Raw genomic sequence first — 17,166 nt, 5'->3', positions numbered from 1 at the left:
TTTACCCTGAACTGGCCTGACAACAAAGGAAGAGCTTTTTGAGACAAAGGATCTATGTCTGTCGGGATGATGCTGGCTACCATTACGGTGATCCGTTATTTCAAGGAATTAAACGCAATGACAAGACGTTACCTGAAAATTCTGCTGGTGGGGAGCCTCTTCACCCTTAGTGCCTGTGCACAGCAAACCGAAGTCCGCCAGATGAAACAGAGCGTGAATACGCTCAATACGGCAATGGACAAACTGAACAAAGAGACCGTGAAGATCACCCAGCAAAACGCGCTGAATGCAAAATCCACCAGCGGAGTGTATTTGCTGCCGGGGGCCAACACCCCTGCCCGTCTCAACAGCCAGGTTGGCACGTTAAAAATGTCGCTGGTGAATGTGGCGGCAAATGCGGATGGTACTCGCGCAACATTACGCATTCAGGGTGAGTCCAACGATCCGCTGCCAGCCTTTAGCGGCACCGTCGAGTGGGGCCAGATCCAGGGCACCACCGAGAATTACCAGGAGGTGAACGTGAAGAATCAGCTCTTCACCGCCCCGGCCAGTGTTTTAGCGCCGAGTGATGTGGATATTCCGCTGCAGTTAAGCGGCCTTACGCCCGATCAGTTAGGCTTTATCCGTATTCACGATATCCAACCCGCCGCGCTGTAACCCCCCCCTTTTGAGCGGAGTGAAATGTCACTCCGCTAACATTTACATTTCGTATGGATTGGCAACATAAATGATTGCCGCTACAATCCCGGCCGTTTAAAGTACGCAAACGTGAACGCAATCGATTACGCGTGTGAGAGATATGTGAAACAACACATATTTTTGTGAGCAAGGATTCCTATAATAGGCTCCGCAGAAACACGAAATATTTAGAAACGCAATTCGCGCATTTTTCACTCCCGGAAGGGAATTTCAATCAGTGGCATGATTATGAAAAAAACATTACTCGCAGCCGGCGCCGTGCTGGCATTGTCCTCCTCTTTCACTGTTAACGCAGCGGAAAACGATAAACCACAATACCTCTCCGACTGGTGGCACCAGAGCGTTAACGTGGTCGGCAGCTACCACACCCGTTTCGGACCTCAAATCCGTAACGATACCTACCTGGAGTACGAAGCGTTCGCCAAGAAAGACTGGTTTGATTTCTACGGCTATATGGATGCACCGGTCTTCTTCGGTGGTAACACCGACGCAAAAGGTATCTGGAACCACGGTTCCCCACTGTTCATGGAGATCGAACCGCGCTTCTCTATTGATAAACTGACTGGTACCAGCCTGGCGTTTGGTCCGTTCAAAGAGTGGTATTTCGCGAACAACTATATCTACGACATGGGCCGTAACAAGTCCGGTCGCCAGAGCACCTGGTATATGGGTCTGGGTACCGACATCGACACGGGCCTGCCAATGAGCCTGTCTCTGAACGTGTACGCTAAATATCAATGGCAGAACTACGGTGCCGCGAACGAAAACGAGTGGGATGGGTACCGTTTCAAAGTGAAATACTTTGTGCCAATCACCCAGCTGTGGGGCGGCAACCTGAGCTATATCGGCTTCACCAACTTTGACTGGGGTTCCGATCTGGGCGACAACGACTTCCGCGATCTGAACGGTAAGAAAGCGCGCACCAACGACTCCATCGCCTCCAGCCACATCCTGGCGCTGAACTACGATCACTGGCACTACTCTGTTGTTGCGCGTTACTGGCACAACGGCGGACAGTGGAACGACGACGCCAGCCTGAACTTCGGCAACGGCGACTTCAGCGTCCGTTCTACCGGTTGGGGTGGTTACCTGGTAGTGGGTTACAACTTCTAATCATGTGATTGTTGCCGGGTGGCGCTGACGCTTACCCGGCCTACAAAACCTGTGCGGGCTGCCTCTCCCCGTGGCTTGTTACTGCTTCACCTTGCGCAAAAAATCCGCCAGCGATCGGTCTGCACTCTCACTAAAGCGTCTTTCCGTAAGGACAATTTTGAGGCATCTGTCGAGACGGAAACAGCGATAGTCATCGCGCAGTTCACACCATGACGCCAGTAGCCAGCGTTCTCCCCAGAAAAACAGCCCCAGCGGCTGAACCTCACGCGTTGAAAATTGCCCCGCTTCGTCACGATAATGCAGCACGAGCACGCGCTGGGCCGAGATCGCCTGATGTATGACATCAAAATCACTGCGGGAGTGGCTTTTCATGCCAAAATCCGGGGCGTAGATCCGCGTCTGCTCTGCCTTTCGGCGGCTCTCTTCGGGCAGGATCGCGAGCACTTTCTCCTGTGCAGACTCCAGTTCGCGCGACAGCGACTCCCCACCCCAGGTGGTAAGCAGGCGAATAGCCACAATCAGCGCCTCAGACTCCTTGTTTGTCAGCATCAGCGGCGGCAGGTCAAACCCCGACATCAGCCGGTAACCGCTCCCCGCTTCGCCCTCCACCGGCACGCCGGAAAGCGACAGGTCGCGGATATCGCGGTACACCGTGCGCTCAGAAACGCCCAGCCGGTCCGCAAGATGCGCTGCCGTTGTCAGACGTCGGCCCCGCAGGATCTGTACTATCTGAAACAAACGGTCAGCGCGTCGGGTCATTTTTGCTTACGCTCTCAGGCAGGTTGATGAAGGCCGACGCGATTACCTTCGCTGTCGGTAAATAAAGCAATAGTACCAATACCGCGCGGTAACTCCAGCGGGCCAAACACGCACTCGCCGCCCGCAGAGGCAATGCGATCGAGCGTAGCGGTCAAATTGTCAGTATGCAGGTAGATAATGGCCCCCTGCACCGAGGGAATAATCCCCTCAAATTTTGCCAGCGCGCCGCCGGTGGCCGGATCCTCATGCGGGAATACCGCCAGCTCGGCGCTGTCCATTTTCTCGCGCCTCAGTGAAACCTGCATCACCGGCTCATAAAATTTGATGGCGCGATCCATATCCGCGACCGGGATCTCAAACCAGTTAATCACACTTTTCATACATCCTCCTGCCTCTTGTTTGGGTTCAACAGGAGTCTACGACAGGGCTCCTGACAGCATACTGTCAGGAGTGTTTGTCAGGAGCAGATAAAAAAAATCCCGGTCAACAGACCGGGATTTCGATAACGCGATAAACGTCTTACGGCAGAATAGACGGCTGATCCGCCCCTTCTTTCTCGACTTTCTGCTGGAGCAGGTGCTCGCGCTTCATGCCAAGTTTCAGTGCCAGAGCGGACGCCACGTAGATTGACGACGCAGTACCGATAGACACACCGATCAGCATGGTCAGCGAGAAGCCTTCCAGCACTGGACCACCGAAGAGATACAGCATCAGGATCACCATCAAGGTGGTACCGGATGTGATCAAGGTACGGTGCAGCGTCTGGGTCAACGACACGTTAAAGATTTCGTACGGCGTACCGCGACGGATCTTACGGAAGTTTTCACGAATACGGTCAGATACCACGATACTGTCGTTCAGGGAGTAACCGATAACGGACATCAGGGATGCCACAATTGTCAGGTCAATCTCAATATGGAACAGAGACAGTACGCCCATGGTGATCACCACGTCGTGCGCCAGTGCGATAACCACACCCGCCGCCAGTCGCCACTCAAAGCGGAAACCGACGTACACCAGGATGGAGATCAGCGCCACCAGCAGCGCCATCGCACCGGTTTGCGCCAGGTCCGCACCCACGCTCGGGCCGACGAACTCAATACGCTTAACCGTGGCGTTCTGGCTGGTTGTTTCGTTAATCACGCTAACAACCTTGCTGCCCAGTTCCTGACTGCCGTTGGCATCGTGTACCGGCGGCATACGCACCATGATGTCGCGGCTGCTGCCGAAGTTCTGCAGCAGCGGCTCTTCAAAGCCCGCTTTCTGCAGTGACTGACGCATCTGGTCCATATCGACCGGTTTTTCCAGGGTGATTTCAATCACCGTACCACCGGTGAAATCCAGACCCCAGTTAAAGCCTTTTACGCCCATAACGACGATGGACAGAATCAGCAGTAAACCTGAAATGCCGAAGGCCCAGTAGTCCCAGCGCATAAAGTCCCAGACTTTACGGCCGTGGTTCAATTGTTCAACAGTATATTCCTGTGCCACAACGCACTCCTCAGATAGACAGCTTTTTGACGCGCTTGCCGCCGTACAGCAGGTTCACGATGGCACGGGTGCCGACAATAGCAGTAAACATTGACGTTGCAACACCGATACCGGTGGTAATCGCAAAGCCTTTGATTGCGCCAGTCCCCACTGCATACAGGATAAGAACCTTGATCAGTGTTGTTACGTTCGCATCGAAGATGGAGCTGAACGCGCCTTTATAGCCTTCATCAATCGCCTGCTGAACAGAGCGACCGTTGCTCAACTCTTCTTTGATACGTTCGTTAATCAGTACGTTGGCGTCGACCGCCACCGCAAGGGTCAGAACGATACCCGCAATCCCCGGCATGGTCAGCGTCGCCCCTGGCAGCAGGGACATAATGCCGATGATCAGCACCAGGTTCGCAATCAGCGCGGAGGTGGCAATCAGACCAAACTTCTTATAGAAGAAGATCATGAAGAGGATAGAGACCGCCAGACCGGCCAGACATGCTTCCAGCCCCTGCTGGATGTTTTGCATACCCAGAGTTGGACCAATGGTACGTTCTTCAACAATCTGAATTGGCGCAATCAGCGCACCGGCACGCAGCAGCAGAGAGAGCTGACGCGCTTCGTTCGGGTTGTTGATACCGGTAATACGGAAGCTGTTACCCAGACGAGACTGGATATTGGCGATGTTAATCACCTCTTCCTCTTTCACCAGCACCGCACGGCCGTTAGCGTCTTTCTTACCGCTGTCTTTGTACTCCACGAACAGGGTCGCCATCGGTTTACCGATGTTGTCCTTGGTGAAGTTAGACATGATGTTACCACCCGCGCTGTCCAGCGAGATGTTAACCTGCGGCTGGTTGTACTCGTCCTGGCTGGAGGTGGAGTCGGTGATATGGTCACCGGTCAGGATCACGCGTTTGTACAGCACAACGGGCTGACCTTCGCGGGTCTCTTTCACTTCCGAGTCACCCGGAATACGGCCAGAAGCGGCAGCAGACTGGTCAACGTTGGTGTTCACCAGACGGAATTCCAGCGTTGCAGTGGCGCCCAGAATCTCTTTCGCGCGCGCGGTGTCCTGAATACCCGGCAGTTCTACAACGATACGGTCAGCACCCTGACGCTGCACCAGCGGTTCAGCCACGCCCAGTTGGTTTACACGGTTGCGCAAAATGTTGATGTTCTGCTGAACGGCATATTCACGCGCTTCTTTCAGACGGGCGTCGGTCATTACCGCGCGCAGCTGGTTGCTGCCCTGAGCGGTGATCACCAGGTCACGGTGACGTTGGGTCAGGTAATCTACAGCCTGATCGCGCGCCGCACTGTCGCGGAACGTGATGCTCATACCGTAGTTATCTTCTTTACGAACGGTGGTATACGCGATGCCTTTTTCACGCAGATCGCTGCGCAGGCTATCGATATTCTGTTCCTGCAGTTTGCCCAGCGCGGTATCCATATCCACTTCCATCAGGAAGTGTACGCCGCCACGGAGGTCAAGACCGAGTTTCATTGGCTCTGCGCTCAGCGCAGCCAGCCAACGTGGGGTAGCAGGAGCAAGGTTAAGCGCCACGACGTATTTATCACCCAGCACGCCCATCAGCGCTTCGCGAGCGCGGAGCTGCGTGTCGGTGGTGTCGAAGCGAGCAAGAATTGCGCCCTCTTCCAGAGCCACAGACTTAGCGGTAATTTTTTCTTCTTGTAACGTTTTCTGGACCTGGATCAGCGTTTGCTCACTGGCGGCGACACCGCGCGCGCCAGTGATTTGAACAGCCGGATCCTCACCATACAGGTTGGGAAGCGCGTACAGCAGGCCGACGAGAATCACGACGACCAGCATGATGTACTTCCACAAAGGATAACGGTTTAACACGGCAGTTCCCTTTGGGAAAAGTTGGGATTACAGCGCCTTCATGGTGCCTTTCGGCAGAACGGCAGCTACGAAGTCACGTTTGATAACCACTTCAGTGGTGTCGTTCAGGGCGATAGCAATGTAGCCACTTTCAGCCACTTTGGTTACGCGACCGACCAGGCCACCGTTAGTCAGGACTTCATCACCTTTCGCGATGGAGTCCATCAGCTTTTTGTGCTCTTTGGTACGCTTCTGCTGTGGGCGCAGGATCATGAAGTAGAAGATCAGACCGAACACAACCAGCATCAGAATCAGAGACATCGGGCTGCCCTGCGCTGGAGCACCTGTTGCCGCTACCGCATCAGAAATAAAAAAGCTCATTCAAATTCCCTCATTATTAATATTAATCAACGTTCAAAGGTGGAACGGTTCGACCCTGACGTTGGTAAAAATCGGTCACGAAGCTCTCTAATTTACCCTCTTCGATAGCCTTGCGTAAACCAGCCATTAAGCGCTGATAATAGCGAAGGTTATGAATGGTATTGAGACGCGCGCCCAAAATCTCATTGCAACGATCGAGATGATGCAAATACGCGCGAGAATAATTGCGACAGGTGTAGCAATCGCACTCGGCATCGAGCGGACTGGTGTCACTCTTATGCTTCGCGTTACGGATTTTCACCACGCCATCGGTAACAAACAGATGACCGTTACGTGCGTTACGGGTTGGCATGACGCAGTCGAACATATCGATGCCGCGGCGCACACCTTCAACCAGATCTTCTGGCTTACCCACACCCATCAGGTAACGGGGTTTATCCGCCGGGATTTGCGGGCAGACATGTTCCAGAATACGGTGCATGTCTTCCTTCGGCTCACCCACAGCTAAACCGCCGACAGCGTAGCCATCAAAACCTATCTCTACCAGACCTTTAACAGAGATATCGCGTAAATCTTCGTAAACACTGCCCTGGATAATGCCGAACAGCGCATTTTTGTTCTGCAGGGAGTCAAAACGGTCGCGGCTACGCTTCGCCCAGCGCAGCGACATCTCCATGGAACGTTTAGCGTAATCCCAGTCCGCCGGGTATGGCGTACATTCGTCGAAGATCATCACGATGTCAGAGCCGAGATCGTACTGAATCTCCATAGACTTTTCAGGATCGAGGAAAATCGGATCGCCGTTGATCGGGTTACGGAAGTGGACGCCCTCCTCGGTGATCTTGCGAATATCACCCAGGCTGAAGACCTGGAAACCGCCAGAATCGGTCAGGATCGGGCCTTTCCACTGCATGAAGTCATGCAGATCGCCGTGAAGCTTCATGATCTCCTGACCAGGACGCAGCCACAGGTGGAAGGTATTACCGAGGATAATCTGGGCACCAGTGGCTTCTACTTCTTCCGGCGTCATCCCTTTTACGGTGCCGTAAGTCCCCACAGGCATAAACGCGGGGGTTTCCACCACGCCGCGATCAAACACCAGGCGACCGCGACGCGCGCGGCCATCGGTGGTATCGAGTTCAAATTTCATTTTTATTCCTCTGTGCCAGAAAAACAGTCCAACACATTATTCCGGTGCCGCGGACTTATTCCCCGACACGCTCATTCAAAGCCAGCGGATTGTACGTGATAAACATCGCGTCCCCGTAGCTAAAAAAGCGATATTTTTGTTCTACCGCAGACTTGTATGCCGCCATGGTGTGCTGATATCCCGCAAAGGCGGAGACCAGCATAATCAGCGTTGATTCAGGCAGATGGAAATTGGTCACCAGTGCATCGATGACTTTGTACTGATAGCCCGGATAGATAAAGATCTGCGTATCGCCAAAGAATGGCTCGATCAGATCTTTTTGAGCCGCCTGGGCAGCGCTCTCCAGTGAACGTACGGAGGTGGTGCCTACCGCAACAACGCGGCTGCCGCGCGCTTTTGCCGCCAGAACCGCATCAACAACCTCCTGCGGCACTTCAGCATACTCAGAGTGCATGATGTGATCTTCAATGCTGTCTACCCGCACCGGCTGGAAGGTGCCCGCGCCGACGTGCAGCGTCACAAACGCCATCTCCACGCCTTTTGCGCGTAATTTTTCCAGCAGCGGTTCGTCAAAGTGCAGACCCGCCGTCGGCGCCGCTACCGCGCCAGGCTTCTGGCTGTAGACGGTCTGGTAGAGCTCACGATCGGCCTCTTCATCCGGGCGCTCAATGTACGGCGGCAAAGGCATGTGGCCGATGGCATTGAGAATATCCAGCACCGTGCGCTCATCGTTGAACTCCACTTCGAACAGCGCGTCGTGGCGCGCGGTCATGGTTGCTTTGATACTCTCGTCATCGCCCAGCAGCAGTTCGGCACCCGGTTTAGGTGCTTTTGAGGCGCGAATATGTGCCAGAATACGTTTATCATCGAGCATACGTTCGACCAGCACTTCAATCTTGCCGCCGCTGGCCTTGCGGCCAAACAGACGCGCCGGGATCACGCGGGTATTGTTAAAGACCAGCAGATCGCCAGGGTTGAGCTTGTCGAGCAGATCGGTGAAAGTACCGTGCGTCAGCTCGCCCGTTGGCCCGTCCAGTGACAGCAAGCGACAGCTACTGCGCTCAGGCATTGGATAGTGAGCAATCAGGGATTCAGGTAGTTCAAAGGAGAAATCGGCGACGCGCATGACGTATACTCGTGACTTAAAAACAGGCGGCATAGTCTAGTGCTCACACCCTTTTGCTGCAACAACTAGCCGCCCCCGGACAAATAAAACGCATGAATTTTCTCGCTCACCTGCACCTCGCTCACCTCGCTGACAGCTCCCTTTCCGGCAATTTGCTGGCCGATTTCGTCCGCGGCAACCCCGCCGAGACCTGGTCCGCTGAAGTTGTCGACGGGATTTTTATGCATCGTCGTATCGATGTCATGACGGATAATCTGCCAGAAGTAACCGAGGCCAAAGCGTGGTTTCGCCCCGAAACGCGCCGCGTTGCGCCAATCTCGCTTGATGTCATGTGGGACCATTTCCTGTCGCGCCACTGGGCGCAGCTGTCGCCGGAGATGCCATTGCCGGATTTTGTGCGTTATGCCCACCAGCAGGTGTCGATCATTCTGCCCGACTCTCCGCCGCGCTTTGTGAATCTGAATAATTACCTGTGGTCGGAACGCTGGCTGGAGCGCTATCGCGAGATGGACTTCATCCAGAATGTGTTAAATGGGATGGCGAGCCGCCGACCGCGTCTGGATGCGCTACGCGACTCATGGCATGACCTGGACGAACATTACGATGCGCTGGAAACGCGTTTCTGGCAGTTTTACCCGCGAATGATGACGCAGGCGAAAAACAAACAGCTCTGACAGAATTCGCATTGATAGGTAAAAGCTGGCGGAACGATTGTCACCACCTCTTTGTCTTATCCATGAACACTCTCTATACTGGCTCGCGTTGCGTTCCAAATAACCTTAGTATCTACAGGAGAATCATATGGTTCTGGTAACTCGTCCGGCTCCGGATTTTACAGCTGCAGCAGTTCTGGGCAACGGTGAAATCGTTGAAAACTTCAACTTCAAACAGCACACCAACGGTAAAGCGACCGTTCTGTTCTTCTGGCCAATGGACTTCACTTTCGTTTGCCCGTCTGAGCTGATCGCGTTCGACAAACGTTATGAAGAATTCCAGAAGCGTGGCGTAGAAGTGGTTGGCGTCTCCTTCGACTCTGAGTTTGTACACAACGCATGGCGTAACACCCCTGTCGACAAAGGCGGCATCGGTGCGGTGAAATACGCAATGGTTGCGGACATCAAACGCGAAATCCAGCAGGCTTACGGTATCGAACATCCGGACGCTGGCGTTGCGCTGCGTGGCTCCTTCCTGATCGACGCGAACGGCATCGTGCGTCACCAGGTTGTGAACGATCTGCCGCTGGGTCGTAACATCGACGAAATGCTGCGTATGGTTGACGCGCTGCAGTTCCACGAAGAGCACGGTGAAGTGTGCCCGGCTCAGTGGGAAAAAGGTAAAGAAGGTATGTCTGCGTCCCCAGACGGCGTTGCGAAATACCTGTCCGAGAACGTATCCAGCCTGTAATCGGCACGGTTTACGAAAAAGGCCCGCTTATGCGGGCCTTTTTGTTATCACACCGTCAGCCAAACCAGACGGAAGCAGAAATCGCCGGCAGGGAGAGGATCCCCTCCTGCACGCTCCCTTTCCCCTCTTTTAGCTGCCACGCGCTCACGTTAAGCAGCGGAGAGTCATCCAGCACCACTTCGCACGCCTCGCCCCGGTTGATGGCTACCAGCACGCGCTGCTGGTTATAGACGCGGACAAACACCACCACGTTGTCGTGGGCATAAACCACCTGACAACCACCGTAGCGCAACGCCTGGCTCTGCTTACGCAGTTTCGCCAGCCGCTGATACAGGCTGAACAGCACGTTGTCCTGCTTCGCCGGATCCCATGGGAAGGTTTTGCGGCAGAACGGATCGTTGTTCCCGTCCAGCCCCACCTCATCGCCGTAATAGATGCACGGCACGCCCGGCCAGGTAAAGAGCCAGGTCACCGCCAGCGGCAGGCGCGCGACATCCTTACCGAGCAGGGATTTGAATCGCGCGGTGTCATGGCTGTCCAACTGGTTAAACATCCGTAACTGCTGCTGATGCGAAAGACTGGCGCGGTAGTTATCCATCCACGCCATGCAGGTTTCCGCATCAATATGCTGCGGATCGTAGGAAATATCGGTGTTAGCAAGGAATCCCCACAGCGGGAAGGTAAAACCGCGATAGTTCATTGCCGCATCTTCCGCGTCCGCCTGCAGCCACTGGCGCGCGTCGCCAAAATGTTCGCCAAACACGAACGCCTCCGGCTGCGCGGCTTTTGCTGCACGAGTGATCCCGGCGACGTGCTGAAGGTTATTACGCGCCCCGCCCGCTTCACCGAGCATATGCACCACGTCAAGACGCCAGCCATCCATATTCCATGGCTCACTCAACCAGTGGCGCACAATGCTGTTTTCACCGCCGTAAATCTCGTTCACCAGCGTTGGCGACTGGAAATCCAGCTTCGGCAGGCTCGGATAGCCCAGCCAGTCCAGCGCGCGCCCCTCCTCGTTGAAGCTGTACCAGTCGCGCTGGGGTGAATCCGGGTTATGGCACGCCCCGCCCATCGACTGGTTATGACGGTCAAACCACGCGTGTGAGTCGCCGCTGTGGTTGAACACGCCGTCCAGAATCAGACGCATGCCCTCTTTTTGCGTATTTTTACGCAGACGAAGCAGCGCGTCATCACCGCCAAACTGCGGGTCAGCGTGGCGATAATCGGCAGTATCGTATTTATGCACGCTCGGTGCTTTAAACACCGGGTTAAGGTACAGCGCCGTCACGCCCAGCTTCTTCAGATACGGTAGCTTTTCGCTGATGCCGTCAAGATCGCCGCCGTAGAACGTCGAGCCGCCCGCCTGCGCGGTTAACGGCTCATCCCATTCTTTTAGGATAATGTCGTGTCCTGCGGCGTGGTGATAATAGACCTTATCCTGCCCGGCGGTGCGCGTTTCGCTGCGCGCAAAGCGATCCGGGAAGATCTGATAAAAGACCTGGTCGTTAACCCACTGCGGGCCAGCGTCCGGGTAATCGACGGCAAACTGCTCCAGCCGCGCCGGAGGAAAACGGCTAAATCCCTGCGGGGTAAACCACAGCTGGCGGTTATTCCAGAGCAGCTTAAAGCTATAGCGTCGGCGCGGCTGGCCGCTGCGCAAGTCGATGTTTGCCCGCCATGCCGTTACGCCAGGCTGCGGCTGGCTGCGCTGCTTGTTCATTTTCAGCGTGGTTTCTTCATTATCGACTTCAGCGCGTAGCGTCACGCGTTCAGGCTGATTTTCCCCCGCCAGCCAGAGCGTAATCACAAGGTTTTCTTTGTTTTGCTTAACAAATGGGGCAACCGGAAGGTGCCAGGCGTTTAACATCACGAATCCCCTTTGATGAAATTGACGTCACCTTGCCACAGGGTGATTAAGGATAGCTCATCACGTTCGCGATTATTGAGGGAGGAGAAAGGAGGAGGAGACAAAATTCCCTCTCCCACAGGGAGAGGGCATAAAATATTACTGCGCTTGCGCCAGCTGACGGTCGCGGCGGCATTTAAACACCCAACCCACCAGCAGCAGTACGATCCACGCACAGCCTACGTAGAGGGAAATACGGGTATCAGGATGGTAGCCAATCAGGCCGATGATAAACACCAGGAAGATCAGCCCAACGACGGTCGTCGCTACCCCGCCTGGAACTTTAAACTTCAGCGCTTTTGCCTCCTCAGGGGACAGACGGCGGCGGAACGCAATCTGTGACAGCAGGATCATGATCCACACCCACACGGTCGCGAAGGTCGCCAGAGAAGCGATCACCAGGAAGACGTTTTCCGGCATGATGTAGTTCAGGTAGACCGACAGCAGCAGCGCAACGGTCATCACCATAACCGTCACCCATGGCGTGCCGCGACGGGAGGTTTTGGCAAAGACCTTTGGCGCACTGCCCTGCTCTGCCATGCCGTGCAACATGCGGCCCACGCCAAAGACGTCACTGTTGATCGCTGACAGCGACGCGGTCAGGACCACAAAGTTCAGGATGCTGGCCGCAAAGGCGATGCCCATATGCTGGAAGGTCAGCACAAACGGGCTACCGTTGGTCCCCACCTGGTTCCACGGATAGATAGACATAATGACGAACAGCGTACCCACATAGAACACCAGAATACGCATCGGCACCGAGTTGATGGCGCGTGGAATGGATTTCTCCGGGTCTTTGGCTTCCCCGGCGGTGATCCCGATGATCTCAATCCCGCCGTAGGCAAACATCACCATCTGGAGCGACATCACCATGCCGAGCCAGCCGTTGCTGAAGAAGCCACCGTTGCTCCAGAGGTTATGAATACCGGTTGGCTGGCCCCCGTTACCGATCCCCCAGATGATGATGCCGAAACCGGCCACAATCATGATGATGATGGTGGCAACCTTGAAGAAGGAGAACCAGAACTCCAGTTCTCCAAAGACCTTCACGCTCATCAGGTTGACGGCACAGATAATCAGCACCACGCTCAACACCCAAATCCAGTGCGGAACCGCCGGGAACCAGACGCCCATGTAGATGCCAAAGGCGGTGACGTCGGCAATGGCCACAATCAGAATTTCGAAGCAGTAGGTCCAGCCGGTGATAAACCCGGCCAGCGGGCCTAAATTCTCCTGCGCATAGCGCGAGAATGAACTGGCTGAAGGGTTATGAACCGACATCTCTCCCAGCGCACGCATGATGATATACGCCGCCACGCCGCCGATGATGTAGGCCAGCAGAACGCTTGGACCGGCCATTTTGATGGCATCTGCCGAGCCATAAAAAAGACCGGTACCGATAGCGGAGCCGAGCGCCATAAAGCGAATGTGGCGCGTGCTCAGTCCACGTTTGAGTTTGTTAGTACTTTCCATTTAAATCTTGCCATTCAACACGAAAAAAACAAAAAACCACGGGGCCTTAAGCCCCGTGGTTAAACAGTTTGTTGCCGTTGATTAATGGGCGTTCGATGCGACCTGACGCCCTGCAGCACGGTCCCAGATAATGGCCAGAACCAGTGCAACAACGGTAGGCATCAGCCAGGCCAGACCTTGCTCAGACAGCGGCAGACGCTGTGTCCAGGCTGGCAGGATGTGAGCAAACGCTGATGCTTTAATCCCGTCAAGGATACCAAAAATCAGGCTGATAAACATGGCTGGCGCAATAATTCGCGAGGAGTTGTTCCACCACGGGCGCGTAAAGCTCAACACCACCAGCACGATACACGGCGGATAGATGGCCGTCAGCACCGGAATGGAGACCTGAATCAGGTGGCTCAGACCGAGGTTAGACACCGCCATGGAGAAGATGCCGAGGATGAATACCAGCGTGCGGTAAGAGAGCGGCAGATACTGCGCAAAGAACTCCGCACAGGCACAGGTCAGGCCAACCGCCGTCACCAGACAGGCCAGGAAGATCAGGGCCGCCAGCAGCATGCTGCCCGCACCGCCAAAGGTGTGCTGAACGTAAGCGTGCAGAATTGCCGCACCATTCGCGTTCTGATCGACCAGCGTGGCGCTATCGGAACCCAGGCGGAACAGCGCCAGATAGAGCAGCGTCAGGCCCACACCGGCCATCAGTCCAGCCCAGATGGTATAGCGGGTCAGCAGACGCGCTTCGGTCACACCACGGGAACGGGCGGCGTTCACGATAACGATACCAAACACCATCGCGCCCAGCGTATCCATGGTCAGATAGCCGTTCACAAATCCGTTAGAGAAGGCCGCGTTTTGGTAGGCATCCATCGCGCTGCTGATAGGACCCGCAGGCCAGATAATGGCCGCAACCGCCAGCACGATCAGCGCGATAATTTTGAGTGGAGCCAGGAAGTTACCCACGGTATCCAGCAGTTTGCCCGGATAGAGGGAGACCAGAATCACAATAGCGAAGTAAACCAGGCTGTAGATAAACAGCGGCATCGCACCGTCACCGGTCAGTGGCGCAATCCCCACTTCGAAGGAGACTGTCGCGGTACGCGGGGTCGCAAACAGCGGGCCAACGGCCAGATAACACACCGTTGCCAGCAGAACGCCAGCCACTTTGCCAATTGGGGTGCTGAGGCTATCAACGCCGCCGCCAACTTTCGCCAGCGCAACCACGGTCAACACCGGCAGGCCCACGGCAGTGATCAGGAAACCAAATGCTGCTGTCCAGACGTGTTCACCCGCCTGTAAGCCAACCATTGGGGGAAAAATGATGTTGCCTGCGCCAACGAACAGCGCAAATGTCATAAAGCCCAGCGCGATGATGTCACGCGATTTTAAGTGATGGATCATAAAACCTTACTGCCTGTGGATGTGGTGTTGAATATATTGAGATTTTCGCCATCCCCAATGGGACGATACAGCGGAAATTTTGCTCAATTTCAGCGGGATATGCTCCCGTCCTGGCGTGGAGAAGAATAGTTTTTCGATTTACCACGCAAATACAGTCGGTCTGACAGTATCTGGGGGGCAATTTAAACGCTTATAACGTTTAAAGGCAAGGAGGGATCGTAAAACCAGAACAATATGCCAGCATGAAAATACCAACCAGAATAATTCGCTAATATCATGAAAAAGCCATGGCTAATAATGCGAACAAAAAAGCACCAGCCGTATAAAATTCATTCGCGTTTCGCTTTACTGCAAAGCAAACGGGCCAGCAATAGCTGGCCCGTGGAAAGGTAAAATGACACACCCGCCGTCAGGCGATCTTTTTGGCAATTAATCGTTCCGGTATAACGAAACTGAAACGGGTTCCTTTGCCCAGCGTGCTTTGAATATCGAGGCGGCTTTCGTGGTGATTCACCGCGTGCTTCACAATGGCCAGCCCCAGCCCGCTTCCCCCCGTTTGCCGGGAACGGGCTTTATCTACCCGGTAAAACCGCTCGGTCAGACGTGGAAGATGCTCAGGCGCAATGCCCGGCCCGTTATCCTCAACGCTAAACTCGGCACCCGTTGGTGTCTGCTGCCAGCGCACCATAATATCCGTTCCTTCCGGGGTATGATTAACCGCGTTATAGACCAGATTAGAGATAGCACTCCGCAGTTCATCCTCGCTCCCGAGCACCTTCAGACTGTTATCGACGTCAAAGGTCAGATGATGTTTTTTATGGCTTAAGGTTTGCGCTTCGCGCTCCACTACCCGCAGCATCATCGGTACGTCTATGGTGTCATTTAAGGCAAGCGACGGGGCCGCCTCAATCTTCGACAGCGTCAGCAGCTGTTTCACCAGCCCTTCCATACGGTGCGTCTGCTCGCGCATGGTATGCAGCGCCTTCTCACGCGGCGCACCTTCAAGCGTCTGCTCCTGCATCATCTCCAGATAGCCCTGCAGCACCGTCAGCGGCGTGCGCAGCTCGTGGCTCACGTTGGCGAAGAAATTGCGTCGTGCCCCTTCCAGCTGGTGCATCTGGGTGACGTCACGCGCTACCATCAGCCATTGCCGATCGCTGTAGGGCATCACACGTATTTCAAGATGGCGGCCATTGTTGAGCTTCAGATTATGCGGACGCGTGAAATCACGTTTTTTCAGATACTGCGTGAACTCCGGATAACGCAAAAGGTTGAGGATGTTCTGGCCATTATCGTCCGGCCAGCGCAGGCCCAGCAGCTGTTGGGCGAGACCGTTACACCAGAAGATTGTCCCCTCTTCCGTGGTCAGAATCACCGCATCCGGCAGCGATTCCGCACCGCTGCGAAAGCGTTTAATCAGGCTTCCCAGCTCGCGACGGCGCTTTTTATTACGCATCTGCATCTGGTGCAGGCCGTAAAGCAGCGGCTCCCAGCTCCCGCTTCCCGGGGGTGGCGTCATACTTCTGTCAACCCACAGCCACCAGGAGAGGCGCAGTAAGTTCCAGAAATGCCAGATCAGCAGCCCGGTCACAGACGCCAGCAGAAACCACGGCAGGTATCCAAGAAAGGCCCCCAAAATGAAGGCCGGAATACAACATAAGATCAGTTCAAAGACGAGCCTTTTCCATGACAGACGTTCCAGCACGCGTCACACTCCTGTCATTGTTCAGAAACGGGTAGAAAAACGATAACCCGTGCCGCGGACCGTCTGTACCATGCGATCGTGGCCGCTCAGTTCCAGCGCTTTACGCAGGCGGCGGATATGTACGTCAACCGTCCGGTCTTCGACATACACGTTAGTTCCCCAGACGTTATTCAGCAACTGCTCGCGGCTGTAAACACGCTCCGGGTGAGTCATAAAGAAATGCAGGAGTTTGAATTCGGTAGGCCCCATGTCGAGGGGATTTTCGCCCGTCATAACACGGTGCGAGGTGGGATCAAGGCTCAGGCCCTGCATCTCAATGACCTCTTCCACCGCCATCGGTGAAATACGGCGCATCACAGCTTTAATACGGGCAACCAGCTCTTTCGGTGAGAAGGGTTTGGTAATGTAATCATCCGCGCCGGTCTCAAGGCCGCGCACGCGATCTTCCTCTTCACCGCGCGCGGTAAGCATGACAACGGGGATATCGCGGGTCATCGCTTCACGCTTGAGGTGTTTGATAAACTGCAGTCCGGAGCCGCCAGGCAACATCCAGTCAAGCAGGATCAGATCGGGCCAGGGTTCATTCAGCTGGTTCACCGCGCTGTCATAATCTTCCGCTTCGACCGGCTGGAAGCCATTTTGTTCGAGCACGAAGCACACCATTTCACGAATTGGAGCTTCATCTTCTACGACCAGAATACGTCTCGCCATACTTTGC

The 17,166-nt window shown here is 54.9% G+C and carries 16 protein-coding genes; 4 read left to right on the top strand and 12 right to left on the bottom strand.

Annotated elements, in window-relative coordinates:
- Positions 1-117: 117 nt before the first annotated feature.
- Positions 118-657 carry a DUF3251 domain-containing protein gene (locus ACQG19_RS05255; RefSeq protein WP_095908433.1) on the top strand — a complete coding sequence of 180 codons (540 nt, stop codon included), beginning with the start codon at positions 118-120 and terminating at the stop codon, positions 655-657.
- Positions 658-927: 270 nt separating this feature from the next.
- Complete coding sequence (locus tag ACQG19_RS05250) at positions 928-1,812, top strand: nucleoside-specific channel-forming protein Tsx (RefSeq protein WP_025756198.1); 885 nt, start codon at positions 928-930, stop codon at positions 1,810-1,812.
- Between the two features lie 78 nt (positions 1,813-1,890).
- Here the strand turns inward: ACQG19_RS05250 and ACQG19_RS05245 are convergent, their stop codons facing one another.
- The 7 genes from ACQG19_RS05245 to queA form a co-directional block, all read right to left on the bottom strand.
- Positions 1,891-2,571 (bottom strand): helix-turn-helix transcriptional regulator, encoded by a 681-nt coding sequence (locus ACQG19_RS05245; RefSeq protein WP_020686374.1) that lies wholly within the window; start codon positions 2,569-2,571, stop codon positions 1,891-1,893.
- A 14-nt stretch (positions 2,572-2,585) separates the two neighbouring features.
- Positions 2,586-2,951, bottom strand: a complete 366-nt coding sequence (locus tag ACQG19_RS05240) for a VOC family protein (protein WP_020686373.1) — start codon at positions 2,949-2,951, stop codon at positions 2,586-2,588.
- A gap of 139 nt (positions 2,952-3,090) precedes the next feature.
- Complete coding sequence (gene secF, locus ACQG19_RS05235; protein ID WP_013095834.1) at positions 3,091-4,062, bottom strand: protein translocase subunit SecF; 972 nt, start codon at positions 4,060-4,062, stop codon at positions 3,091-3,093.
- Between the two features lie 10 nt (positions 4,063-4,072).
- Complete coding sequence (gene secD / locus ACQG19_RS05230) at positions 4,073-5,920, bottom strand: protein translocase subunit SecD (RefSeq protein ID WP_071830016.1); 1,848 nt, start codon at positions 5,918-5,920, stop codon at positions 4,073-4,075.
- A gap of 27 nt (positions 5,921-5,947) precedes the next feature.
- Positions 5,948-6,280, bottom strand: coding sequence for a preprotein translocase subunit YajC (gene yajC / locus ACQG19_RS05225; RefSeq protein WP_000007630.1), 333 nt, complete (start codon positions 6,278-6,280; stop codon positions 5,948-5,950).
- A 22-nt stretch (positions 6,281-6,302) separates the two neighbouring features.
- Positions 6,303-7,430, bottom strand: a complete 1,128-nt coding sequence (tgt, locus tag ACQG19_RS05220; protein ID WP_013095832.1) for a tRNA guanosine(34) transglycosylase Tgt — start codon at positions 7,428-7,430, stop codon at positions 6,303-6,305.
- A gap of 55 nt (positions 7,431-7,485) precedes the next feature.
- Positions 7,486-8,556 carry a tRNA preQ1(34) S-adenosylmethionine ribosyltransferase-isomerase QueA gene (queA, locus tag ACQG19_RS05215; RefSeq protein ID WP_029883413.1) on the bottom strand — a complete coding sequence of 357 codons (1,071 nt, stop codon included), beginning with the start codon at positions 8,554-8,556 and terminating at the stop codon, positions 7,486-7,488.
- Between the two features lie 92 nt (positions 8,557-8,648).
- On the opposite strand from queA, the gene acpH reads away from it, so the two are divergent.
- The gene (acpH, locus tag ACQG19_RS05210) at positions 8,649-9,230 is read left to right on the top strand and encodes an ACP phosphodiesterase (RefSeq protein WP_058661736.1); all 582 of its coding nucleotides are present in this window, start codon (positions 8,649-8,651) and stop codon (positions 9,228-9,230) included.
- Positions 9,231-9,357: 127 nt separating this feature from the next.
- Positions 9,358-9,960 (top strand): peroxiredoxin, encoded by a 603-nt coding sequence (locus tag ACQG19_RS05205; RefSeq protein WP_013095829.1) that lies wholly within the window; start codon positions 9,358-9,360, stop codon positions 9,958-9,960.
- A gap of 55 nt (positions 9,961-10,015) precedes the next feature.
- Here the strand turns inward: ACQG19_RS05205 and malZ are convergent, their stop codons facing one another.
- The 5 genes from malZ to phoB all read right to left on the bottom strand — a co-directional run bounded on the left by malZ (position 10,016) and on the right by phoB (position 17,159).
- Positions 10,016-11,830, bottom strand: coding sequence for a maltodextrin glucosidase (gene malZ / locus ACQG19_RS05200; protein ID WP_246932707.1), 1,815 nt, complete (start codon positions 11,828-11,830; stop codon positions 10,016-10,018).
- 138 nt (positions 11,831-11,968) lie between these two features.
- Positions 11,969-13,342, bottom strand: a complete 1,374-nt coding sequence (proY, locus tag ACQG19_RS05195) for a proline-specific permease ProY (RefSeq protein ID WP_020686369.1) — start codon at positions 13,340-13,342, stop codon at positions 11,969-11,971.
- 81 nt (positions 13,343-13,423) lie between these two features.
- A complete protein-coding gene (gene brnQ / locus ACQG19_RS05190) occupies positions 13,424-14,743 on the bottom strand; it encodes a branched-chain amino acid transporter carrier protein BrnQ (protein WP_426725826.1) in 1,320 nt (439 codons plus the stop codon).
- Positions 14,744-15,152: 409 nt separating this feature from the next.
- The gene (gene phoR / locus ACQG19_RS05185; protein WP_062729899.1) at positions 15,153-16,448 is read right to left on the bottom strand and encodes a phosphate regulon sensor histidine kinase PhoR; all 1,296 of its coding nucleotides are present in this window, start codon (positions 16,446-16,448) and stop codon (positions 15,153-15,155) included.
- A 21-nt stretch (positions 16,449-16,469) separates the two neighbouring features.
- On the bottom strand, positions 16,470-17,159 hold the full coding sequence (gene phoB, locus ACQG19_RS05180) for a phosphate response regulator transcription factor PhoB (RefSeq protein ID WP_010428026.1): 690 nt from the start codon (positions 17,157-17,159) through the stop codon (positions 16,470-16,472).
- Positions 17,160-17,166 lie beyond the last annotated feature (7 nt).

This window comes from Enterobacter cloacae complex sp. 277I4 (genome assembly GCF_050031465.1).
In the GTDB taxonomy this organism is placed as follows: Bacteria; Pseudomonadota; Gammaproteobacteria; order Enterobacterales; family Enterobacteriaceae; genus Enterobacter; species Enterobacter cloacae.
Note: the sequence above shows the minus strand (reverse complement) of the source record. Positions and strands in the feature narration are given on the sequence as shown.